General features: G+C 42.4%; 20 protein-coding genes and 1 pseudogene. 14 read left to right on the top strand and 7 right to left on the bottom strand.

Features of this window, described 5'->3' with window-relative positions; genetic code table 11:
- The first annotated feature begins 189 nt into the window (after positions 1 to 189).
- The 5 genes and pseudogenes from ACZZZI_RS22325 (at position 190) to ACZZZI_RS22345 (ending at position 4221) form a co-directional block, all read left to right on the top strand.
- Positions 190 to 684 (top strand): CinA family protein, encoded by a 495-nt coding sequence (locus ACZZZI_RS22325; RefSeq protein WP_463491530.1) that lies wholly within the window; start codon positions 190 to 192, stop codon positions 682 to 684.
- A pseudogene (locus tag ACZZZI_RS22330) lies at positions 684 to 1361 on the top strand (DUF6766 family protein). Before ACZZZI_RS22325 ends, ACZZZI_RS22330 begins: the two are co-directional and overlap by 1 nt.
- Before the next feature lie 116 nt (positions 1362 to 1477).
- Positions 1478 to 2038: a YciE/YciF ferroxidase family protein gene (locus tag ACZZZI_RS22335; protein WP_463491532.1), complete on the top strand. Its 561-nt coding sequence runs from the start codon at positions 1478 to 1480 to the stop codon at positions 2036 to 2038.
- A gap of 100 nt (positions 2039 to 2138) precedes the next feature.
- Positions 2139 to 2639: an ankyrin repeat domain-containing protein gene (locus ACZZZI_RS22340; protein WP_463491534.1), complete on the top strand. Its 501-nt coding sequence runs from the start codon at positions 2139 to 2141 to the stop codon at positions 2637 to 2639.
- A 31-nt stretch (positions 2640 to 2670) separates the two neighbouring features.
- A complete protein-coding gene (locus ACZZZI_RS22345; RefSeq protein ID WP_463491536.1) occupies positions 2671 to 4221 on the top strand; it encodes an FAD-dependent oxidoreductase in 1551 nt (516 codons plus the stop codon).
- A gap of 92 nt (positions 4222 to 4313) precedes the next feature.
- Here ACZZZI_RS22345 and ACZZZI_RS22350 read toward each other — a convergent pair whose 3' ends face one another.
- The 3 genes from ACZZZI_RS22350 to ACZZZI_RS22360 are packed head-to-tail and all read right to left on the bottom strand — an operon-like array spanning position 4314 to position 6095.
- A complete protein-coding gene (locus tag ACZZZI_RS22350) occupies positions 4314 to 4481 on the bottom strand; it encodes a hypothetical protein (RefSeq protein WP_463491538.1) in 168 nt (55 codons plus the stop codon).
- A gap of 22 nt (positions 4482 to 4503) precedes the next feature.
- Positions 4504 to 5328 (bottom strand): transporter, encoded by an 825-nt coding sequence (locus ACZZZI_RS22355; protein ID WP_463491540.1) that lies wholly within the window; start codon positions 5326 to 5328, stop codon positions 4504 to 4506.
- 56 nt (positions 5329 to 5384) lie between these two features.
- Positions 5385 to 6095 carry a DUF3891 family protein gene (locus tag ACZZZI_RS22360; protein ID WP_463491542.1) on the bottom strand — a complete coding sequence of 237 codons (711 nt, stop codon included), beginning with the start codon at positions 6093 to 6095 and terminating at the stop codon, positions 5385 to 5387.
- Between the two features lie 49 nt (positions 6096 to 6144).
- On the opposite strand from ACZZZI_RS22360, the gene ACZZZI_RS22365 reads away from it, so the two are divergent.
- Positions 6145 to 6348 (top strand): hypothetical protein, encoded by a 204-nt coding sequence (locus ACZZZI_RS22365; RefSeq protein ID WP_463491544.1) that lies wholly within the window; start codon positions 6145 to 6147, stop codon positions 6346 to 6348.
- Positions 6349 to 6728: 380 nt separating this feature from the next.
- Entirely contained in the window at positions 6729 to 7844 is a 1116-nt protein-coding gene (locus ACZZZI_RS22370) for a PAS domain-containing sensor histidine kinase (protein ID WP_463491546.1), read from the top strand.
- 559 nt (positions 7845 to 8403) lie between these two features.
- Here the strand turns inward: ACZZZI_RS22370 and ACZZZI_RS22375 are convergent.
- Positions 8404 to 8823 carry a nuclear transport factor 2 family protein gene (locus ACZZZI_RS22375; RefSeq protein WP_463491548.1) on the bottom strand — a complete coding sequence of 140 codons (420 nt, stop codon included), beginning with the start codon at positions 8821 to 8823 and terminating at the stop codon, positions 8404 to 8406.
- Between the two features lie 110 nt (positions 8824 to 8933).
- On the opposite strand from ACZZZI_RS22375, the gene ACZZZI_RS22380 reads away from it, so the two are divergent.
- The 3 genes from ACZZZI_RS22380 to ACZZZI_RS22390 all read left to right on the top strand — a co-directional run bounded on the left by ACZZZI_RS22380 (position 8934) and on the right by ACZZZI_RS22390 (position 10869).
- A complete protein-coding gene (locus ACZZZI_RS22380; protein WP_463491550.1) occupies positions 8934 to 9299 on the top strand; it encodes a winged helix-turn-helix transcriptional regulator in 366 nt (121 codons plus the stop codon).
- Between the two features lie 809 nt (positions 9300 to 10108).
- Positions 10109 to 10342: a hypothetical protein gene (locus ACZZZI_RS22385; protein WP_463491552.1), complete on the top strand. Its 234-nt coding sequence runs from the start codon at positions 10109 to 10111 to the stop codon at positions 10340 to 10342.
- A 332-nt stretch (positions 10343 to 10674) separates the two neighbouring features.
- Complete coding sequence (locus tag ACZZZI_RS22390) at positions 10675 to 10869, top strand: hypothetical protein (RefSeq protein WP_463491554.1); 195 nt, start codon at positions 10675 to 10677, stop codon at positions 10867 to 10869.
- 295 nt (positions 10870 to 11164) lie between these two features.
- Here ACZZZI_RS22390 and ACZZZI_RS22395 read toward each other — a convergent pair whose 3' ends face one another.
- On the bottom strand, positions 11165 to 11653 hold the full coding sequence (locus ACZZZI_RS22395; RefSeq protein ID WP_463491556.1) for a glycosyl-4,4'-diaponeurosporenoate acyltransferase CrtO family protein: 489 nt from the start codon (positions 11651 to 11653) through the stop codon (positions 11165 to 11167).
- Between the two features lie 364 nt (positions 11654 to 12017).
- Here ACZZZI_RS22395 and ACZZZI_RS22400 point away from each other — a divergent pair, with 364 nt between their 5' ends.
- The 3 genes from ACZZZI_RS22400 (at position 12018) to ACZZZI_RS22410 (ending at position 14834) form a co-directional block, all read left to right on the top strand.
- Complete coding sequence (locus tag ACZZZI_RS22400) at positions 12018 to 12752, top strand: LytTR family transcriptional regulator DNA-binding domain-containing protein (RefSeq protein WP_463491558.1); 735 nt, start codon at positions 12018 to 12020, stop codon at positions 12750 to 12752.
- A gap of 102 nt (positions 12753 to 12854) precedes the next feature.
- On the top strand, positions 12855 to 14375 hold the full coding sequence (locus ACZZZI_RS22405) for an amidohydrolase family protein (protein WP_463491560.1): 1521 nt from the start codon (positions 12855 to 12857) through the stop codon (positions 14373 to 14375).
- Positions 14376 to 14378: 3 nt separating this feature from the next.
- Positions 14379 to 14834, top strand: coding sequence for a nuclear transport factor 2 family protein (locus tag ACZZZI_RS22410; protein WP_463491562.1), 456 nt, complete (start codon positions 14379 to 14381; stop codon positions 14832 to 14834).
- Between the two features lie 721 nt (positions 14835 to 15555).
- Here the strand turns inward: ACZZZI_RS22410 and ACZZZI_RS22415 are convergent.
- A complete protein-coding gene (locus ACZZZI_RS22415; protein ID WP_463491564.1) occupies positions 15556 to 15894 on the bottom strand; it encodes a hypothetical protein in 339 nt (112 codons plus the stop codon).
- 295 nt (positions 15895 to 16189) lie between these two features.
- Here ACZZZI_RS22415 and ACZZZI_RS22420 point away from each other — a divergent pair, with 295 nt between their 5' ends.
- On the top strand, positions 16190 to 16444 hold the full coding sequence (locus tag ACZZZI_RS22420; protein WP_463491566.1) for a hypothetical protein: 255 nt from the start codon (positions 16190 to 16192) through the stop codon (positions 16442 to 16444).
- Between the two features lie 1199 nt (positions 16445 to 17643).
- Here the strand turns inward: ACZZZI_RS22420 and ACZZZI_RS22425 are convergent.
- On the bottom strand, positions 17644 to 21951 hold the full coding sequence (locus tag ACZZZI_RS22425) for a PAS domain-containing hybrid sensor histidine kinase/response regulator (protein WP_463491568.1): 4308 nt from the start codon (positions 21949 to 21951) through the stop codon (positions 17644 to 17646).
- Positions 21952 to 22423 lie beyond the last annotated feature (472 nt).

The following is a 22423-nucleotide window of genomic DNA, read 5'->3' on the forward strand; positions in this document are numbered from 1 at the left end:
TGTTTTTTATTTGGTTAATACGTAACCCTGTATGGGCGGGAATGGTTTTAAGATTCTGGAAATTTTGAATCGGAGTTTTGAGCTGAAAAGATTCCAGCTGAAGGCAAGACCAATATCAAAAGCCTGGCAAAACCAGAACACGGAAATTGATGTTTATAGAGCAATCTATTTATAATAAAAACTGCAGTTATGGTTAGCGATACATTAAAAGAGGTAGGCCATCTACTTATTGAAAGCGGGATGACCCTGGCCTTTGCCGAAAGCGCTACGGCTGGTCGCCTGAGCGCAGAATTTTCCCTTATTGATGATGCCGGAGATTTTCTTAAAGGGGGTATAGCCTGCTACGATGCTTGTATTAAAGAAAGTCTTTTAAAGGTGGACCACGAACTTATAGAAAAATATACGCATGAATCTATGGAAGTAACAAGGGAAATTACCGAGGGACTTATCCATCATATCCCGGCTGATATCCATATCGGCATAACCGGGCTGACCTGCCCTGGGGGCAGCGAAACCAAAGAAAAGCCAGTGGGAACCATGTTCGTCTACGCCCTCAAAGGTGGCATGCACCTGTTTTCTGAACGGATGAATTTTTCTGGTGACCGGCAGAAAATTGTTTCCCAAACCATAGAACGGACAGCCGTTCTGTTGAAACAACACCTAAACCTTGACGAACAACCATAATGGCAACAAACAAAAAATATCCAAAAAAAACATGGCTATACCGAAACGGGCTATCTGGGTTTTTCATAAGCATCTTTCTTATAACTCTATTCGCGCAGGCAATCACTGGTTGGAAAGAACACAATTCCGAGCTACAGGATCTGGGCGCCAAAGCCATTGGCCTGGGCACTTACCTGTGCAGCGGGCATTTCATATCAGCTACCTTTGAGAATTTCGAAAGCGAATTCCTTCAGATGGTCCTATATGTGCTACTAACCATTTAGCTACGCCAGATCGGCTCTGCAGAGTCCAAAAAACTAGATGAGCCTGAAGAGGTGGACCGCGAGCCAAGACCTTCCGCCCAAGCCCCATGGCCGGTGAGAAAAGGTGGGTTGGTATTAAAACTTTATAGCCATTCACTTTCAATTGCATTTGGCATCCTGTTCCTGGTGAGCTGGGGACTGCATTTTTACGGAAGCTGGCAGGACAACAACGTAGAGCTTGCACTAAAGGGGAAACCTGTAGAAAACATCTTTCAATATTTAGGTGAGGCAAACTTCTGGTTTGAAACCTTTCAGAACTGGCAGAGCGAGTTTCTCTCGGTAGCCTCGATTGTCGTCCTCACCATATTCCTAAGGCAGAAAGGATCCCCGGAATCCAAGCCCGTTGATGCACCGGATCTGGAAACGGGCAAGTAAAATGGTATACCTCCTCAATCGCCAATCTTTTAAAATACCCAAGAAATTTAAAATTCAAAAACCAAACCGCAGGTTAAAGGGTTATTGGGGGTAAAACCTTTAGAAAATTAAACAATATGGCAACTACAAAAACAGCCGCGAAACCAGCGGCAAAAAAAACAGCTTCAAAAGCGGGCAAGATTGAGGATACAGAATTCCATGAATTCTTTGTAGATGAGCTTAAGGATATTTACTGGGCCGAGAAACATCTGGCAAAGGCACTTCCTAAGATGAAAAAAGCTTCTACCAGCCCCGAACTCGCCGCGGCATTTGACAAACACACAGCAGAGACCGAGCAGCACATTACCACCCTTGAGCAGGTATTCGAACTTTTAGAAGAGAAAGCCACCGCCAAAAAATGCGATGCAATGGCGGGACTGCTCGAAGAGGCAGACGGAATTATTTCTGATACCGATAAAGGCACGATGATCCGTGATGCTGGACTTATCCTTGCCGCGCAAAAGGTCGAGCATTATGAGATCGCAACCTATGGTACTTTGAGGGTACTTGCGCAGAACATGGGCCGCGATGACATCGCCGACCTGCTTAGCCAGACGCTTGAAAACGAAAAGGCAACTGATGTGGCCCTGACCGAAATTGCGGTCGGAGCAGTTAATGCACAGGCCGTTTCAGAATAAGATCAATGGGCTCCTTAAGGGAGCCTTTTTCAATTCCGGCATTTATAAAAAAACATCATGTCATCCAGGACTATACTCCAGGCCCACAGTACAAAAACTTATGGAAAATATTGACCAGCTCATTATCCCTGCTGCCAGGCAGGGCGAAAACGAAGTAATCAGGGAGCTCATCAAAAGAGGAGCCGACATAAACTTTCGGGACGAAAAAGGTTACACCCCGCTCATCATCGCCTGTTATAACAACAGGTTAGAAACGGCCAGGCTTTTACTTGACAGCGGAGCAAATATCGATGAAGGGGATAGCGGCGGAAACACAGCATTGATGGGCGCAAGCTTCAAGGGCTATCTTCCGATCGTAGAACTATTGATTTCCCGCCACGCCAACCTGGACCTTCAGCATGGAAACGGAGGAACGGCCCTGATGTTTGCTGCGATGTTTGGACGCAATGAAGTATTTGAGTTGCTGCTTCGAAGCGGGGCAGATCCCAGCATCACCGATATGCGTGGACAGAGCGCGGCCGACCTTGCAGCGATGCAGGGAAATGACAAAGCGCTTGAACTTTTAAATCAACACTTATCAGCAAGTCAAGGAATCGCTTAAGACTTCTGATAGACTTTTTTTATTGGAACAAATGGAAAATAATACGATAAATCCCCGCGACGGGAAAAATATAAGCCTATGGCAGGCAAGCAAAAAAGCTTTGGCAAATGGAATAAACGATGCCAATGAGATCTACGACGTGCTGATTATAGGCGGCGGCATTACCGGGCTGACTACGGCGCTAGACCTTCAACGCGAAGGAAAAAAATGCATGCTGGCCGAGTCCCACAATCTGGGCTTTGGAACTACAGGGGGAACAAGCGCCCACCTGAATACCTTTCTGGATGCCACCTATCCGGAAATCGACAGTGACTTTGGAAAGGATGTTTCCAGGAAGCTGGCTGATGCTACCAAGAGGATGATAGAAAAGATCAAGGCCAACATAGATGAACTTCAAATAGATGCGGATTTTGAATTTAAGGACGGGTACCTTTTTTCACAGAATGAGGAGGAAACCCGGCAACTCCGTGAAATACTCACTTCTGCTCAGGCGGCGGGAACCGCTGTTTCTGAATCTAATGAAAACGGTCTTCCCATTGATTTCCAGCATTCCCTTCGGTTTAAGGAACAGGCGCAGTTTCATCCACTAAAATACATTGCCGGTCTTGCTGATGGATTTACAAAACTTGGCGGAAAGATCTCCGAAGGGATCATGGTAACTGCTACTGAATTCAGAGACGGAATCCACCATGCCATTTACGATAATGGAGAAATCAAGGCAAAGCACCTGGTTTGGGCTACGCACATTCCACCAGGAGTAAACATCCTGTCCCTTCGCAATGCACCATACCGAAGTTATGTGATTGCAGCTGAACTTAAAGACGGAAATTATCCAAAATGCCTCTCCTATGACATGCAGGAACCTTACCACTATTTCAGGAGCCATGAGCTAGACGGGAAAAACTATTTACTGGTAGGCGGCGCTGACCACAAGACGGGCCACGATGATCCGGAGCAAGCCTTTACAGATCTGGAAAAATATGCGAGGGAAATTTTTGAGATCACTGAAATAAAATTCCGCTGGTCCTCTCAATACTACGTTCCGGTAGACGGTCTTCCCTATATTGGCCAAATGCCTGGAATGGATGATTGCACCTACGTCGCAACTGGTTTCAATGGAAATGGCATGATCTTCGGAAGCTTGTCGGGAGAAATTATCACTAGCCTGATTTTAAAAAAGGAACATGCACTAGCGAAAGTCCTTTCGCCCTCAAGAATAAAGCCTGTCTCAGGCTTCAGCGAATTTGTGAAAGAAAATGCGGATGTCGCTTATCATTTCATAGCCGACAGATTTGGCGGGGCGGTACTGGATACGCTCAACGGTTTAGCGAATGGCGAGGGAAAAATTGCCTCATTTGACGGCAAGAAGCTGGCGCTTTATAAGGATAGCAATGGAAAGGTTACCGCACTTGATCCCGTATGCACCCATGCCGGCTGTATCGTCAACTGGAACCCAAGCGAGAAGAGCTGGGACTGCCCATGCCATGGCGGGCGGTTTGCTACAGATGGATGCGTGATCACAGGTCCTCCAAGGGAAGCACTTGGGAGAGTCAATATCTCTGGAGATAAAATTGCAAAATGATAAAGCGTAAATAATCACTCCATTATTTTCAGAGCAAGGCCTGCAGTCAAATGAAAAAACCGCAGGCCCGACAGTTTAACAGAACATCTTACCTATTGACCACCAGAGGGTCCATCCTGGTTTGCATCCTCTTCTTCCTTATAGGATCCGTTCACTGTGTTTTCCCAAAGAATTTGTTCGTTGAGCCGTCTTGCAGCCTCATCGATTTCAGGTGTAGAATCCCCCGCAAATTGATTTTTGTTTTTATTTTTATTTTCCATGATCATTCCTGGTTTTGTAAGGTTAAAGCCGGATGGACAGCCCGACGAAGTAACTTTTCCGCGCCTCATGCTGGAGGCCATAGTTCAGTCCGCCATCTAAAAGTATATCCCTGGCCAGTTCAACCTGCAGGGAAGCATTCAAAAAATTTTCGAACTGCGCTGCCTTGATTTCATAAGTGTAATAGGTTTCGACGATAGCCTCCACTTTCTTGTTAAGGGAATGGGAAAGGGTTAATGTCTGCAGGAGCTCGTTGTGGTGCCCCCTACCTTCTTCATCCTTCAGCCGATCCGCCTCTACCTGCATGCCCAGCTTCCATTCATCGCCGACTTTAATGCTCATAGGAATGATGATTCCGCCCTCATATTCCTTTTGTACCTCTGCCCTGGAAGTCGGAAACTTGAGGTAAGGCAGCACGGCGATAGCAAACTTTCCCCTATCGTTTCCCAGCAGGTTTTGTTTCACCCGAAGGGTAATATCGCCAAATCCACTGCTTCTTTGCACCTGGCCCTCATTGTCAAAATCTTTGTTAACCGCATAGCTTCCAAAATTCAACTGGACGGCTGTTGATCTGGTCAGTCCCAGCTTGATATTCATCTGATTAAAAAGATACTCATCTGTTCTCCCCTGTTCCTTTTTTTGCCGTTGAAAACGGAACAGATCAGTCTCAATCTGAAAATGACCTGCATCTACGGTCTTGGGACTTTCACTTACATCTGGCCGGTCGGTTTCCATTTCCCGCAAGCTGTCCCGTGGTACAGGCTTGAAAACGGAGTAGGAATATTTGTTTTGACCAAGTGCATTAAGGCCGAATAAACAGAAAATTGCACATATAAAATAGTTTCTCATTCAGTTAGTTTTACCTTAAACAGTTACCCAAACAGAAAAGTTTAGCATAAAGCGAACTATTGTTTCTTGAATTTAAGCATTATCTGAAGTGGTTCCACTTTTTTCATCGCATTCCGGAGGTCTGCATCGTTCTTATAGGTTAGCCAGCGCAGTTGCCGCAACTCATAGGTAACCTTAAAAGTATCGTTCTCGAACGGCCAGGGGGATATTGTTAGACATCCTTCGCTGCAATAGAGCCCGTACACTTTTCCGGTTGGCCCGGTGCTGATCTCTACCTTTCTTCCCTGCGGGGGAACGCGGTCCTGGCAGATCAAAAGGGATAGCGCATCGCAGAACTCCAGTAGCTCATAGGCGGAATCGACTTCCTTTTTGGAAACTCCTGTTATTTTTAGCCAGGCACTTTCCTTTTTTTTGAGCTTGGCAAGAAATGGTTTTGCACGGGGTTCTCCTCCATGGGTAAAGACGATGTGCCGGAAGATCAGGAGCGCAATGAAGCTGCCCTTCATCTCAGCACGGCCGATGAGCTGCTGGGAAAGGCTTTGATTGAAGACATTCATCTTGAAATCGACTGGTCCTCCAGTTGAATTGACCAGCGGTCCGGTTTCCAGTTCATTGAACACATCACCATGTTCAGCCGTCGCGATCAGGGTATCCACCCAGCGCTCTGGCCTTTCAGAAGGGTTCCACATCGCACAGATCTGCGCAGCAAGCAGTCCGTGCGACCGTTGGGTAATGTCTTCAGCACCTGACGCTCTCCTGGTAGACAACCTAAGTTAGAAGGCTTAGAAAAAAAGGAAACACGTTAATTATTTCAAAATGAAAATCTTCGGAAGCCTTGTTATTACCTCACAAAGGGGAGAACAAGTTTTAATTATGCTATCAAAAGACGGAGCTGACAGGGAGCGTCTCCACCATTATCTAAGCATTGACGCATTTGACTTTAAGAAACACGTTGCGGAGAAAATGCCCGAGATCGAATATCTTTCTACCGGAATATTAAATGGGAAAGGAAATATTTAATGGAGCGAAGAGTATATCGAACTGCCAAAGTGGTATGATCTTAACTGACCCGATTGGTTCTATTCTTTCAGACTATCTCAAGAAACACGCTTGCATATTTTTCGATATTTGAACATGCTCTGCCATATGCGAAGAGCTGGATCAATTGCTTGACATCTGTGATCCGCTGCCTTGTCTTTTCCAGAATATTACGTTTCTTCCAATAACGGGGCTAGGAAAACAGAGTGCTGACGGTTTAAAATTCTCATTAAGTTGAATTTACAAAAACGTATGGTCTACTAGTAGCAAGATTGTCGACCGCTGTAGTATCAAAGGAATAAGTAAATTTAAATAGTTATCTTCACAAAGCTTTAAAAGCTTAATATTACAGTGCTATCGGCATGGAAAATACAATTGAACTTCAGGAAAAGCTTTTGGTTTATCAGAGGGAAAACGAGGAACTCAGAAACAGGGTCGATGAACTCACGGATTTTTTCGAAAACGCTTCCATTCCACTTCACTGGGTTGATGGGAACGGCGTGATCATCTGGGCCAACCAGGCCGAGCTCGATGCTCTTGGCTATAACAAAGAAGAATATATAGGCTTTCCGATAAGTGATTTTCATGCGGACGCGGAAATAATAACAGATATCCTCAATCGCCTGATTAATAACGAAACCCTTTATGATTATTCTGCCAGGCTTAAATGCAAGGACGGATCGATCAAGCATGTACTTATCAATTCAAATGTACTGAGAAAGGATGGGAAATTCATACATACACGCTGCTTTACCCGGGATGTTACCGAAAAAAGGGAAGAAGAGAAAAGAAAAAGTGACTTTGTATCGATGGTGAGCCATGAGCTAAAGACCCCTCTGACCTCTATTAATGCTTATGTCCAGCTTTTAAAAAGAAAGTCCATAAAGGGCCCAGATGATTCCAGCCTAGGAATGCTGTCTAAAATTGAAGCGCAGGCAAAAAAAATGGTCACGATGGCTGACGACTTTCTGAATCTCTCGAAAATTGAGAGCGGGAAGATCCAGCTCCGCAGGGAAAACTTTGATTTACTGCCCGTGATTTTGGAAATTGTTCGGGAAGCGCACTTATTGAATTCAAAACATGCTATTCATATTCAATGTGCTGACGGAATCCCGCTGTATGCCGACAGGGACAAAATTGAACAGGTTATCTCGAATCTGCTGAGCAATGCAATTAAATATTCTCCCAATGGTGGCACAATTACCATAGGCTGTAAAATTATAACAGACCAGGTAAAGATTTTTGTTAGCGATCAGGGGATGGGAATCAGCAGTGCAGATCAAAAAAAATTGTTTGATCCGTTCTACAGGGTCCAAAACAGCAGGTACAAAAACCAGGGCGGCTTTGGCATTGGACTATATTTTGTAGCTGAGATTCTCAAACACCACGGAAGCAAGATCGAGGTCGAGAGCGAACCAGAAAAAGGCTCAACCTTTTATTTTTACATGCTATCGAAATTAATTCGGACTTCTAGCTGAGAAGTGACCAGGCAAACTCTTCTCGCGAGACTCAATTAGGCCTTATACAATAGCTCACTGTTCGCGCAAGCTCATCAATAGTAAAAGGTTTTTTTACAACCGTCGGCGAGCCAGTCCGTCACTAGATGTTGCTTATTGCTTATTGAGACCAAAAGCACGGGTCGGACTTAAATTCGGGATGTGATTCAACCAGCCTGCACAGATCGCGTCCGTCTTCACCGTGGAGCACTATATCCAAAGATTTCGGTCACCGTCATCATCACTACCTGATGGTTAGATTCATGGACCGGGAAACCATAGCTTGAAAACCATGCAATATCCTTCATCGCCTCATAAATGGCATTATCACAATTATTGAGGCTTGCGTCCCCGTCGCCTGGGTTGTCAGCATAATAAGCATGGAAAGCGAAGGAAGAAAGGGCCCGACTGGATAAACCAAAGTAGATGGACCCTTTCTCACTAGAAATAAACTTTTGCAGAATATTGCTTGCCTACATAATATGAAATTGACGGGAAGGGATCAAACAAATAATTTGTCCACTTAAGCCAATACAGATGGTTACATAAAGGCATCCATTATCCATACTGGGTTCCAAAACTCACGGTATGCCGATATTTTTCCATTTTTAATGGTAACTCGGCCAATGTAGAGCTGATGGTATGGTTTTCCAGTAGCGATCACATCAGCACTTCCTGCAAATTCCACAAAGATTGTGTTTGGATCAGTTGTACCATAAAATTGAAAATCTCTAAAGTTCCAGTTTTTTGCGCAGTTAACTACATTTGAGATATAATCTGCAATGGCATCGCGACCAATCACTTCTTTTGCATAAGGAGCTGGTGCATAGGGAAATTCCTGAACTGCGTCTTCGGTAAATAATTCAGCATATGCGTCGTTGGTCATCTCTGGACTGGTAAATTTAGATAGGTGTGAATGAAATAAACGCTCTGCCAGCTCTATGTTCGTTTTGGTATCCATAATTATTCTTGAATTAATTAATTAATAATGTAATTGATGCGACAAAAATATTAACCTGTTCGTATACCTTTGCTATGGGTTACAAAATGGATACCATCTAAAATGATATAATGACCAATACAGATCGTTGTTTAAAGACTGCCTCCGAAGAAGAATGCAGGAAAGCCTGGCTAACACTCAAGGATACGTTAGATATTTTGGGTGGTAAATGGAAACTAGTGTTGATCTCGATTTTGCGGGGTGGAACATTTAAATTCCGCGAACTTGTAAGAGAAGCAGACATATCGCCTCGTATTTTATCCAAAGAATTGAAAGAATTGGAAATAAATGGGCTTGTCAAAAGAACTGTTCTCGACACCAGGCCAATCACAGTTGAATATCAACTTACCGAATACAGTGAGTCTCTAAATGCATTGATCGCTATGATGTACGACTGGGGGCAAATTCATCGCAAGAGGGTAACTGGAAAACCATAATATTCGTATGATTTAGAAACATCAATCCATATCTCATTATCAGCTCTATTACGGAATTCTTGTTTTATCAAAAAATTCGGTGAACTTGTTTATTATTCTTTTAAAAGGTGGTGGGGGCATGTTTGAATATTTTAAGGCGAGTAGCGTTCCTCTTTCGGGCGAAACTGGTCGGCAAATGAAATTTCATAACGTCATTTCGTTTACTTTCCCGCTTAGCAAATTCTGGTGTTTTTGAAATTCCTTTATTACTTACCAAAAATAAAACGTTCAGAATGCTGTGTTCATTCAGGCAACGCAAAAAGCGTTATGGTGATCCGACGGACCGTGAACCCATTAAAAGGCGTTTGAAACGTAGTAGTGGAAGAAACCAGGTGCCACAGTGCATTCCGTTCTTAATGCGGTAACTATAGGCTAGGAAGAAAGACTTTGAAATGTAATTTGGAAAGATTTCGATCTATGATGAAGGCGGTTAGGTCTTCGCCGAAAGCGAGTCGATTGGGAGCACAATACAACGTCAGCTTAAATGCGAAGGGATTGCCTATTGTGACCTATTAATACCTTTACTATGAATGTTGCAAAGAAAATCTCATCGTCTCTTGAGCATTTACTACTTATATGTGCCAGTTATAGCACTAAAAGCTGGACTTATCCAATAGGGAAGCGGAAAAAATTCCTGACTATTTAAAATGTAGACTTAATGTTTATTACATTACTTTGCTCATTCATCATTTTGAGGTATGTTGCAAAAATCACCTGTATGAACCCCATTTTTCATGCATGGTTCCCGAATTTGTTTATATTTGTATTCCATGAGCTTACCATTAAGAATCACTTTTGAGCAAAACGATTATACCTATAAGGTGATAACCAAAGACATTGATAAATACACCGAATCGATTGAAATCAATTTGCGAGGGAATGAATTCACTTTGGTACGCAATTCTTCAAATGAATGGACAGCTTTGGAAGACACCATAGGAGATCATCCTACGGGTTTACTTAGTGCAATTGGCAGGAATATTGCTTTGCGATACCGTCTATAATCTATCCCCTCCTTATTTATTCACTATCAGATAACCTATACGGAAAACCCAAGGTCTCCGAAAATGTATTGCCTAACGAAAGCTTATTCGTCATCTGACTAGCAAATAAACTATAAATCGGCATAACGGAGTCAAACTAATTGGCTTAACCATCTTGTATTGAATCGTTTAAGGTTATTGCAACAAGGAAGTTTTGATCGTAAATTTATACATACAACAATGTTTGTCTGGTCTTGAGTTATAAAAGACAATTGAAAAAGAGGAAATTGGTAACAAAAACCATTGGGTTTTCAATGTCTGCTCGTCCTAAAGCTTGTCATTAAAAATAGCAAATGGCAATAAAAAGTAAAGACAAGACAAAAATTGCAACCAGGCAACCTTGGTGGCGATTAGCTGAGGATGTTAAAGAGAAAATCGTATGCGAAGTTAATTCTGGTATGCTTAGTAAGCGGGCTGCTGGCCGTAAATACGGTTTGCCCCAGGTACTAAAGGAAATTGGCTTGAGAAGCATAATTGAGCTATCTTAGCACATTAGAAAGCATCTGATGTACTTTCAGCAATGGACGAAATAAAGTAGACAAAACTTCTTAAGAAAAAAATCGATGAGCTAACAAAACCTTTGGCTGATGCTCAGTTGAGAAATGTTGGATTGGAGACTATGATTGAGGCTGCGGGAAGCGAACTTAAGATCAATATTATAAAAAGCGTTGTACCAAACGGTCTTAAGGATGCAGCAAAAACTACCAGATAAGCGTATGGTTGAATTTTGTGCACTATTTGGTGAAAGCCGTCAGGCTTATTATCGGGCGTAGAAAACAGCGATCAAAGCTGATATTTCCCAATAGACCGCTTGCTCATAATTAGAAAATACCTGTCGATTCTTCTTTTGTTTTGCTGTTGCAACAAACTTGGATATAGGTTCATTATAATGTTTACCATAAGCATCGCGAGAGCGAAAATATAACGGCCATTAACTATTTTTATGACTATGAAAATCGCCATGAACAAAAAGGCGATGAGATGGCCCACCTCAGCCTTGGTCATTTCCGATCTATATGCACCCAGCTCACTCAACAATATTCTCTTTTTTATGGACAGCTTAGGATTGAAATACTTAAAAAAACTGTGAAGAATTATCCATTTAAATAGTTTAAGGTCAAGAATTCCATTTACCCGCTCGCTGGCAACGAAGTTTAGTCCCGCTAGTTTTTGATTATAAAAACTGGTTTTTGAAAGTAAAGCGGTAGTGGTCAGGCCGATTATCCAGGAAATAACGGCGATAGAAAAACTATACGTGAGGTATTTAACCATGATTTGAGGCGTCGCCATTGCCTGGCAGGCTGTTATTGTCCAAACGAAAATAGTAATTTATTGGGAAATCCATGTTCTCTCCAGCATTTTGATTTTAAACACAGGGCCAAAATAGCTTGTAATGCCCAGTCTGAACGGCCGAGATGAATGTAATTTAGGGTCTATAAAAAAACCTTGGGTAGCAGTGATCAGGGTTATTTTTACCAACCACAATGATGTTCAGCGAATGTATATGAACCAATTAACCGAGCCGGCGTTAACCAGCTAACAGGTGATTATTTAGACCAACATACATCTCCGAATAGAAATTACTTTTAGGGAAATCTGAAAGTAATAATGATATTTAGGATATTCATTTAAACAAATGCAGTTAAACACTTCTATTAAACACCAACTACTGATTGGAATTTTCATAAGCATCTGGACTTTTATCTTTGCTTTTTTTATCAGGCCTTTTGACGACGGAACGATAAGCTTTAAGATCTGGGTTTATATCAGTATTGGGTTTGCATTCCTCGAATTTATATGCTATTCACTTGTCTCTACCCTGCAAAGAAATTTACATCAGCGCTTAGGCAAGTGGAGCATTGGTCTGGAGCTGTTGACGCTAACAATTTTCCATCTTCTTTTTTTATTCACGACCTATTTATATTATAGTACGATCTTAAATGGTGGATATGGCTTTCTGAGATTCTCACAGGAAATAATTATCAAGCTAGCGTTGATTTCGACACCATTGATATTTCTGGCAAGGATTTATGCAGTTAAGTTCATTCCCCCAAAAGAAGAGTATATAACTTTTAGGGGAGAAAACAAACTGGACATCCTAAAAATAAAAAGAAGTGACCTAGTCTGTGTTACCAACTCACAAAACTATGTCGAAATCTTTTTTACAGACAACGACCAGCTGAAAACAAAATTAATTCGCAGTTCGCTTAAAAAAGTCCAGAAAGATTTTGATTTCCTGGTTCAGGTGCACCGCTCCCATTTGATAAATCCTGTGCATTTCAGGGCCTGGAAAAACAATGATACCATTTCTCTCACTCAGATTGACCTGCCTGTTTCCAAAAATTACAGGGAACATGTACTGTCCTTGTAAATTCGTACCTAAATTCATGCATTTCGTACCTAATCGCTCACATAGCTCGATTTTGAGATAGAAAGAACCTTACTTTTGGCCCATAAGTTAACTAAAGAAGTTATGAAAAACCGATGGATCAAGGGAACCCTATATGCTGTTATTATTCTAACAGGCACTACCGTCTGCTTTCTGGTATGGGCCGACCATGAAATAAACAAGGTTCTGGGCAGCAGTACCAAAGCTATCGGGATTGCCGGGATTATCAACGAAACTCAGGTAACGCGAATATCAAACACAAATGTACTTTCTGAAGACTGCACCCATTTCATCAAAAATCAGGATGTCGTTATCAAAGATGGCAAGATAATTAGCTTGAGCAAAAGCAAGCTCACAACAAACGGCACAACGGTTGTGGACGGAAAAGACAAATTCTTAATTCCCGGCCTTACCGACTCCCACGTTCACTTAAAAGAAAGCAAGAATGATTTATTTTTATATCTGGTTAACGGTGTAACTTCTATCAGAGAAATGGCCGGAAGGCCTATTACACTGGAATGGAGAAAATCAATTAAAAACACAGGTCTTGGTCCAAAAATGTTCATTGCATCCCCACCTATTTATAGCGAAAGCGGCTTTAAGGGCTATTTTTATAGCTGGACAAGACAGTCGGTAAATTACTCGAGTAAAGAGCAGGCCAAAAAAGAAATAGAAAAAATAAAGGCACTTGGATACGACGCTGTCAAAATGTATGGTTTTGTTTCTGCGGAAATGTTTAGCACTACAGTTGAGGTTGCAAAAGCAAATAACATAATGGTAATCGGACATATCCCTGCTGTCAACCTGCAAACCTTTTATCAATCGGGACAAAAAGAGGTCGCCCATATAGAGGAACTGACCCAAAAGAATATGGAGGATTTTGGGAAATCAGTTTCAAAAAACCCCGTTGAATATCTGAATTTCCTGCGCGAAAATTCCGCTCAGATCGCTGAAAACCTAAAACGTGCCGGCATTGGTGTGACCTCGACCGTTTGGCTGTCCGAAAGTTTCCTGGAACAGAGATTTCATCTGAGCAATAAACTAAAAGATATCGAATTAAGATACGTAAACCCCAAAATCATTGAGGGAACGCCACTTTACAAGCTGGGCTGGCTGCCTGGCAAAAACGGTTATGAATACGACGGAGCGGATAAGCCAGAAGCCAGAAAGTTATCCATCGTTTTTTGGGAAACTTACGTGAAAGCGGTCCGGATGCTGACCAAAGTCCTCGTCGACCATCAGGTTATGGTTATGGCAGGAACAGATGCCAACGTAGCGACCTCGGTACCAGGATTTTCACTTCATCAGGAACTGTCGTCACTAACCAAATCCGGGATGACCAGTGCCCAGGCACTGTATTCGGCAACCGTGGCTCCTAGCATCTGGATGAAAACCAATACAGGCAAGATTAAGATAGGCTATGCATCAGATTTGGTATTGCTTACTAAAAACCCTTTAGAGGATATTAACAATACCAAAACAATTGAACACGTGTTTTTTGGAACAAGAACGATTGGTAAAGGTCAGATCGGAACTATTCTTCAGGCAATAGAAGAAGCAAACAATAACAACAGACGGATAAAAATCAACGAATATATAAAGTAAGAAATGATGAATACAAAATACACGTTTTTATGCCTGTTTTTGATGCTTGCCGCACAGACTGTTACCGGGCAGACAAAAAGGGATAGTACCGAAATCAGGCGGGCCGCCCTCGATTATATAGAATCACAGCACAAACCCAATGCTAAGCAAATGGATAGGGCATTGCATCCAAGAATGGTCAAACGTACCTTTTGGAAAGACAAAGCTACGGGTAAGGACTATATCCGCGAAACAACGAGCGAGTCCATGGTTCTACTTGCGGAAAGCTACAATAAAGGTGGCGTCAAATTTCCCTTATCACCAAAAAAAGAACTCTTACTACTTGATGTTTCAGAACGTACAGCATCGGTCAAGTTAATCGCGGATGAATGGATTGACTATATGCACATTATTAAAATCAATGGTAGCTGGAAAATTATCAATGTACTTTGGCAGTATAAGAATGTTAACCTTCATTAACCAGTAACGGCTGTATATTTCTCTTTCAGGCGTACCGAATATAAAATACCCAAAGTGAATCCTGGTCAGTTCATGTGCGCATCTTCCAGAATTGAAAAACATCAAGTTGACTAATAGCCGTAAGATATTGCCATTTGATGATGGAATACACAACGACAAAAGATGTGGATAACTGCAACATGAGCTTGAATTCGCAAAGCATTTGACTGCAAGAGCTGCCAACCATTGGATTAAAGCTAACACCTAAGCTTAAACCATTGGCTTTCTAGGGTTGAGTACTTTCTCGCGTATCTCTCAAAGATTGGACGGCGTTTCTCTTTTGCGTTCACTAGAAAATTTGCCACCAGACCATTGCCTGATACTACAACTCTGAACACCACCTCTTCCAGCAGAGCAGGCGCTGATCCAATTTGCGGGCAAGCGAACGAAATTTACTATCCGTTCTCATCTTCTGTTATCCCGAAATCCTGTTGTTGACAAATGTATACTATCTTTACGTTTCCCCTGCTTGGTCTGGCGAAATAAACCACAAATCCAAAATGATTTACCAACCAATTTTACTTTTGGTGTAGAGTTTAGGTTTCTCTTATCTGCCCTGAGATTTGTCACAAGGTAAGCAAACAATAGTAAAAACTAATTCTAGTATATAACTCGAAAACGACAAATAACTTTGGGGGCGAGTCACTGTGAAACAAGAAGCAAATATTTTGTAAAAAGGACCTTAATCCCACATCGTACCAGCGAGGCCAATAATCATGCTCATCCATAAACCGATTACCCCCCCTAGAATGCTCATTACCAAAAAAATGCGGCCAGGCCACCCATTAATATTGCGTAAGGGCTGGGTCACATCGTAGCAGAGTCCGACAACCGCGCCAAGGCAAGGAGTTAGCAGTAAGGGTTTCAACCGCCAGTAAGCGCCCCATTCGGGCTTGCCAGGACCAGCACCGAGGACAAAGATGCCAACCATAGCAGAAGCAATAAAAGCACCTATCAATACCCTTCTTGGAAGAAGCGATGTGAACATTGGTTTTTTGGTTAAATTTTCTGAACCTGTCATATTGTTTTTATTTATAGATCAAAGATATAAATATTTACTTTGTATTTCAAAGCGCTTTCAAAAAAATAAATTTTTAGTTTAGTAGACGATGTATACATGCAAAAGGAAAGCAAAAAACACTTACCAGTATTTTCTGATTCGATAATATAATGATCACGCGACACTTGAGCTTAAGAGTATCGATAAATATAGAATAGCTTAATTTCTTATGAATTCAATATGATTACCATCAATATTCCATATATCTCAAACTTTAAATTGTTCATATTGTTGACTAAGACAAACACAAGAAGTTATGGCTAACATAGAAACTAAAAATGAACAATCACAAGGCTTAACGGACCAAGAGAAAATGGCTCAGGCCGCTTTAGGAAATAAGCAAGATCCCCAGCCCTCTACAGAGAATAATAATGAAATAGTCTCCATTCCAAAGACATCAGGAACGGGAAGTAACCCGTCCTCCGCTGCGCCGAATTCACTCATTGTCCATGAGGATGAGCATGGAGCGGACAGATATGAGGCGGGCGGAGCTAGGGATCTGGAGGATTAAAAACGGTAATATCTCCAACTGATTTAATCCAGATGAAAATTTTATTTTGATTAAGGAAAAAACCTTTTGCGTCCTGGAGGATGATCCCAGCATCATCAACATCATTGAGATACTGCTTCTAGAAGAGCAGTATCAGGTTGAATCCTACAGCAAAGTACATGACTTCTTCTCCAAAAAGGATTCGAACCCAGATTTATTTATCCTAAATGTGATTCTTCATGATGGGAACGGTCTGGAAGTCTAATAAACTTTTAGAATCAGATGAGGCAACAAAAATACTCCTATCCTAATGATGAGTGCACATACAGATCTGCCGCAGATGACCCCTAGATGTACAGCTGAAGAATATTAGCAAGCCCTTCGACATCCACGTGCTACTAAGAAAAATTGCAAGGTAGCTGAGCACGTAGAAGAGTGGACGAACCACCTTTGCTAAATGTAATGCTTAGCCATAACCAATGAACCATCAAAGTTTGGCTAATGCGATAGTTGCGGTTTTAATTTCCAGTGGGTAGACTGGTATTTGTATAGACTTAAAAAGTAGGCGCGTTCGTGCTTGTAAACTACAATTAATGCTCCTAGTAGCATACATTATAGCCCTTATCCCCAAATGTAATAGCGTAGCATAGCAAGCATTATTTTATCTTCAATAAACGATATGAGTCACAAAATCTGGTTAACGAATGTATTTCAAAGGTAGATAAGGTCTAGTTTATGGATTTTACGGGAGATGAGCTTTGGAATGTAAGGAAATTTGAGGTTGTTGAACATCGCTGATGATTACATCAGAGAGATGCTTGTTATGGAGATGAGATTATTCACTACCAGCATTGCGAGTTACAAGAGCCTGTATCTAGTTGAAACAATGTAGAGGGCTTCCAAAAAATAAGAATGGATAATGGAACGGTGTTTATCTCGAATAAGTTGGATGAATAGGCAAGGGAAGACAATGTTAGACTAATTGTTATCGAGCCAGGAAAGCCAACATCAAACCGTTTTCATCCAGCGTTGGATATATAGAAAGATTGAAGGGAAGTATCAGAAGAGAATTGTTAAACCCCTAAATATTTCACTCACTGGACGATCAAGGGGCGAAAGCGGAGGAATGTATGGTGATTAGAATTATCATCGACCAGACCAGGCAACGAATTTTAAATCTCCTGAAGGTTATTACTACAGGAGATTTGAGGGAATAAATATTATTCTACTGGCTCGTTAAGATATCTGGTTGTCAATATGTCGATTACTAAGAGAATTTCCTCATTAAAATCCCTATGTAATTCTGACAATGATACTTTGTCCGAGCTTTCGACTTCCTCTATTTTACGCGAAAGCACTGCCAGATTGATCAGTCCTGCCGATACAGAGGTCCCGTAAACCTTATGGCCCAACAACTGAATATTTTCCAGTTCTTCATTTGTGATATACCTGCTTAGATCCTCGACAGCTTGTTGTAACTGGGTGATGGTAAGGGATGCGATACGCGCAAGTTTAGCCATGTTCTCACCATAGTATACCTTAAGTTTGCCTGGATCGAAATGCTTGGAATCCACATCTCCATGAGCATTTGGACTTTCTAAGTGTATTGCTATCCCATCAACCCATCGCTTAAGAACGACTTCAAGCGTGCCTTCGAGTATGGGTTTGGTAACAAAATCGTCCATTCCCGCTTCAATGCATTTTTCTCTTTCTCCGGAAACGTTCCCCGCGGTGACCGCAATAATGGGGATTCGTCCTGTTCTTTCGGCGGCCCTTATTGCGGCGGAAGCCTGGTAGCCGTTCATGACAGGCATTTGCACATCCATCAAGATAAGATCCGGAGAGGCACTCATAAACTGCTCTAGGCCTTCCTGGCCATTTTTAGCCTCAAAAATCGTCGCCCCTGGGTAAATCTTAGTGATTAGGGTATGGGTCAGGAACCTGTTAACTTCGTTATCCTCCACTATCAGTATGGTGCAGTCCGCTTTATGGCCTGGAACTTTGCTTAAAGAAGCTGGGTGGTAAGCCTGGGAACCTTGATCTGCATCCACAACATGAAGCTTTGAAAGCGCACTATAAAGGTCTGGCATCTTAATGGGCTTGACCATCCGGTGGCTGATATGTAACGTACGGCTTGCGCTGATCAGCGTATTATCATCTGCCGAGCTGTGGAGTAACAATATCGGCAACTGCTCCTGGTCAGAAAAAAAAGCCTGCCTGATTTTGGCAGTGGTTTCAAGCCCGTCCATGAAGGGCATGTGATAGTCCATCAGTACAGCATCATAGCGTCTTCCCTCAGCCAGGTATTGCAGGGCCTCAAACCCGCTTTTCGCAAGATCGGTTTCGATATGTTTTAATTCTAACATATCCGCCAGGATGCGTCTGTTGTTGTCGTTATCGTCAACAATTAGAACATGGTCTATCGAGTCAATCTCTTCCCAACTTACGGCCTCCCCCTGCTCACAATCAAGCAGAATATCAAAGTAAAAAGTACTTCCGATACCTGGGCTGCTCATGAGCTGGAGTTTGCTGCCCATCATGCGAAGCAGTTTATTCGAGATGGTCAGTCCGAGCCCTGTTCCGCCATATTTTTTTGTCGTAGAGGAATCCTCCTGTGCAAAGGCCTCAAAAATCTTATCCTGTTTATCATGCTGTATACCAATTCCAGTGTCCCGGATACTGAAGCGGAACATGCCTTTTCCGCCTGCCTTTTCCATTATCTCAACTTTCAGCTCAATCTCCCCTTGCTCGGTAAACTTGGACGCATTGCCAAGTAGATTGATTAAAACCTGTTTCAGACGTACATCATCCGCCCAGACAAATCTTGGCAGATCCGGGGCAAGGTTCAGCAGCATTTCCAGGCTTTTAGACTGGATCTGATAAGTTGTAATATCGGTGGCCTGACAGGCCATATCAAAAAGATCGCATTTTTCTACATCCAGTTCAAATTTTCCAGCCTCGATTTTTGAAAAATCAAGTATGTCGTTTATGATATTGAGCAGTGCGCCTGCTGACTGGCTCACGATACGCAGATACTGCTGCTGGGTCTCATCGAGTTTGGTCTTTAGCACCAGGTCAGTAAATCCGATCACCCCGTTCAGCGGGGTTCGGATCTCGTGGCTCATATTGGCAAGGAACTCGGACTTGGCCAGATTTGCCTCTTCCGCATGTATCCTCGCCGCCCTGAGTTCTTCACGCTGGGCGATCATGCCTGATATGTTCTGGGTAAAAATCATCATCCCTCCGATCTCAGACGCCGACTTATACCATGGCCTCATTTCCAGGGTAATGAAATGCTGCTCTTCTGTTAGGGAATCTATAAATACATCCTCTTCCCTTCTATCGACCTTGCCTTTTAAAATCTCTTTATGGCGAAGCCTACGCTCCTGGTCCAGATTAGGAAACATAGTATAATGTGAAGCTCCAATAAGATCTTTGTCCTTAAAATTATAGTCCTCCACCCATTTTCGGCTTACCGCGAGATAGCGCATATCGTTGTCCAGCATGGCTACTGCCGCAGGAGTGTGTTCAATAAAAGCAAGAAGGCGTGCGCGTTCAGTAGCCAGCTCAGCTTCCATCTGTTTTTGTTTAGTAATGTCCCTTGCAACCCCCAGATAACCCACGCTTTCTCCCTTGGGATCAGTGACTGAAGATACCTCAAGAGAGACATCAAAACGCTCGTGATTTGCCGAGAAATAGACCAACTCGTCCAGTGAGGCACGGGCATCGCCCCGTCTGGCGAAAAAGTACCCAAGATTTTTGACCTGAGTAGATGGGTGCTGTGAGTTTTCATCAGTCAGACCAGCTTTGAGACCGCGATCAAAAAAATCCGGCATTGGTGCCCCGAGCATATCCAGAGCTGAATAACCCAAAAGGTCCTCTGCGCCTTTGTTGAAAACAGTGATCAGCCCATTGTTATCTGTAGCGATAATACAAAGGTCAGCAGCCGCATCTAGAACATCATCCAAAAGTTTTTTGGAGGCACCCAGAGCAATCTCTGAGCGCTTGGACTGATCAATATCCTGGAAGGTGCCAAACAGACGTATACATATGCCATCTATGAAAACTGCATTCCCGATTGCGCGTACCCACAACTCCCGGCCCTGGGCATTGACAATTTCCAGTTCAAGATCGTAGGATGTGCCATTTTGCATGATTTCGTGGATGGCCCTGGTAATTTTGTCCCGGCTTTCTCCCGGTTTATAAAAATCGATCGCCGTATTAATATCTGGAACGAAGGTTTCCTCAACCCCGTGAATTTCTTTGGTAACTGGTGTCCATTCAATCACCTTTTTGATGACATCAAGTTCCCAGCCCCCTACCCTGGCCACTTTGTTGGTTTGTTCAAGGATGGATTTGGTATGCCGAAGATCATTTTCCAGTGCATGGCGCTCGGTAATATCGACAGCGTTTCCGATTACGTACTGTTCGCCCTGATCATCTTTCTGAAGCACATTTGAAAACATCCAAATCCTTTCTGTAGCATCCTTCGCACAGGTAATCATCTGGCCTTTAACGTGTCCGAGTTTTGCGATTGCCGTTAAATATTCATCCAGATAGTCATGCCTTTTCTTTGGCACGATATCGTAAAGCCCCTTCCCGTCAAGTTCGTTTTTTGTGTAGCCAAGAATATGTGCCCCAGATTCGTTCACAGAAATAAACTTCCCATCCAGATCGTGGATACACATCAGACCCTGTGAATTTTCAAAAAAAACCTTGAACTTTTTTTCACTCAAAGCAAGCTTTTTCTGTTTTTCAATTTCCTCGGTGATGTCACGGCCTATAGCAGAAACCTTGCCTGTTGTCGGCACCACAGTCGCTACCCATTCAACAGTACGATAATCATTTTGCCTGGTAAGCAGCCTGTGGGTGAAGCTGACGCTCCCAGCCTTGGATACCAAGCGGCCAAGTTTAGCCCTGGTCTTTCGTTTGTCCTTTTCAGCAACAAAATCGAAAAGTGATTTGCCTATGATTTGCAAATGGTTCCAGCCAAGAATCCGCTGAAAGCTAGGGTTGACGCTTTCCATTACCCCATCTGTAGAGCAGATACAGATCAGGTCTTCGGAGAGCTCAAATAGCTCCGAATAATTTTCAAGATCTGAACAAGAATCTTCTTCAAGGATACGGGCGAGTTGACTACACAAAATTATTACTGCCTCGGTTTGTCCTGGGGTTAACAGTATTGTTTTTTCATCAAAAACCGACAGCGCACCCAGAGCGGTGCCATCACTGCCTTTAATAGGAAAAGTTTTAAAAAACGGGAAGGCTATTTGCATTTTACCCGTTAACTGCATACTTATTTCGAGTTTAGCAGGTTCTATGGCTTTGGAAAAAACCGCCCAGAGTTCCTTCTCTGAATAGTATTCTAAAATTTTATTTCTGCCATTGCCTTCGAATATTTGACCTGTACGGCCCAAGATAAAATAAGCACTCCCACAAATTATTCCGGCAACTGATGCCACTTTAACAATTTCATTCATCTCTACAGCGGGGCCTGTAGCATTTTTCTCGCTTAATCCCTTCGACATAATTTCGTTCCCTAAATATTTGGTTGTTAAAAGCTCATCCTGACAACCCGCCCGTTCTGATCCTCTAAGCCCTAATATATGAAAAAATAAATCAGATCAATGACGCCTTTATTTCTGTTTCTTTACTTTTAGGGCCAATACATAACTGCGCATGGCTGGCTTATCCCAACACTTGGCTATGTGATAAAACATGGATTAATGGGGGCTATAAATACATATTCGCTGTATTTAAAATCCAGAATATTACAAATTTTCAGAATTAGCATGATACTGAACTTATTCCTTATAGCCCTCTTAAAATTCTAATTATCAATCAAAAACTCATAATCAAAACTAAAATGGCTTCTAATGCGTTTAATTGAAGATAAAAACAGCAATCAGAATTAGATAAAGCCGGTATAAATAAACTCTTTGGCAGCCTTATACTTATGGGAAGCTGGTCAATTTATCAAAGCAAAGTTACCCTAATCTA

This window comes from Pedobacter sp. AC190 (assembly GCF_979258025.1).

Bases quoted from the DNA above. Each gene is read 5' to 3' on its own strand.
- ACZZZI_RS22325 (WP_463491530.1), top strand. From the start codon at position 190: ATGGTTAGCGATACATTAAAAGAGGTAGGCCATCTACTTATTGAAAGC.
- ACZZZI_RS22335 (WP_463491532.1), top strand. From the start codon at position 1,478: ATGGCAACTACAAAAACAGCCGCGAAACCAGCGGCAAAAAAAACAGCT.
- ACZZZI_RS22340 (WP_463491534.1), top strand. From the start codon at position 2,139: ATGGAAAATATTGACCAGCTCATTATCCCTGCTGCCAGGCAGGGCGAA.
- ACZZZI_RS22345 (WP_463491536.1), top strand. From the start codon at position 2,671: ATGGAAAATAATACGATAAATCCCCGCGACGGGAAAAATATAAGCCTA.
- ACZZZI_RS22350 (WP_463491538.1), bottom strand. From the start codon at position 4,481: ATGGAAAATAAAAATAAAAACAAAAATCAATTTGCGGGGGATTCTACA.
- ACZZZI_RS22355 (WP_463491540.1), bottom strand. From the start codon at position 5,328: ATGAGAAACTATTTTATATGTGCAATTTTCTGTTTATTCGGCCTTAAT.
- ACZZZI_RS22365 (WP_463491544.1), top strand. From the start codon at position 6,145: ATGAAAATCTTCGGAAGCCTTGTTATTACCTCACAAAGGGGAGAACAA.
- ACZZZI_RS22370 (WP_463491546.1), top strand. From the start codon at position 6,729: ATGGAAAATACAATTGAACTTCAGGAAAAGCTTTTGGTTTATCAGAGG.
- ACZZZI_RS22375 (WP_463491548.1), bottom strand. From the start codon at position 8,823: ATGGATACCAAAACGAACATAGAGCTGGCAGAGCGTTTATTTCATTCA.
- ACZZZI_RS22380 (WP_463491550.1), top strand. From the start codon at position 8,934: ATGACCAATACAGATCGTTGTTTAAAGACTGCCTCCGAAGAAGAATGC.
- ACZZZI_RS22385 (WP_463491552.1), top strand. From the start codon at position 10,109: ATGAGCTTACCATTAAGAATCACTTTTGAGCAAAACGATTATACCTAT.
- ACZZZI_RS22390 (WP_463491554.1), top strand. From the start codon at position 10,675: ATGGCAATAAAAAGTAAAGACAAGACAAAAATTGCAACCAGGCAACCT.
- ACZZZI_RS22395 (WP_463491556.1), bottom strand. From the start codon at position 11,653: ATGGTTAAATACCTCACGTATAGTTTTTCTATCGCCGTTATTTCCTGG.
- ACZZZI_RS22400 (WP_463491558.1), top strand. From the start codon at position 12,018: ATGCAGTTAAACACTTCTATTAAACACCAACTACTGATTGGAATTTTC.
- ACZZZI_RS22405 (WP_463491560.1), top strand. From the start codon at position 12,855: ATGAAAAACCGATGGATCAAGGGAACCCTATATGCTGTTATTATTCTA.
- ACZZZI_RS22410 (WP_463491562.1), top strand. From the start codon at position 14,379: ATGATGAATACAAAATACACGTTTTTATGCCTGTTTTTGATGCTTGCC.
- ACZZZI_RS22415 (WP_463491564.1), bottom strand. From the start codon at position 15,894: ATGACAGGTTCAGAAAATTTAACCAAAAAACCAATGTTCACATCGCTT.
- ACZZZI_RS22420 (WP_463491566.1), top strand. From the start codon at position 16,190: ATGGCTAACATAGAAACTAAAAATGAACAATCACAAGGCTTAACGGAC.
- ACZZZI_RS22425 (WP_463491568.1), bottom strand. From the start codon at position 21,951: ATGTCGAAGGGATTAAGCGAGAAAAATGCTACAGGCCCCGCTGTAGAG.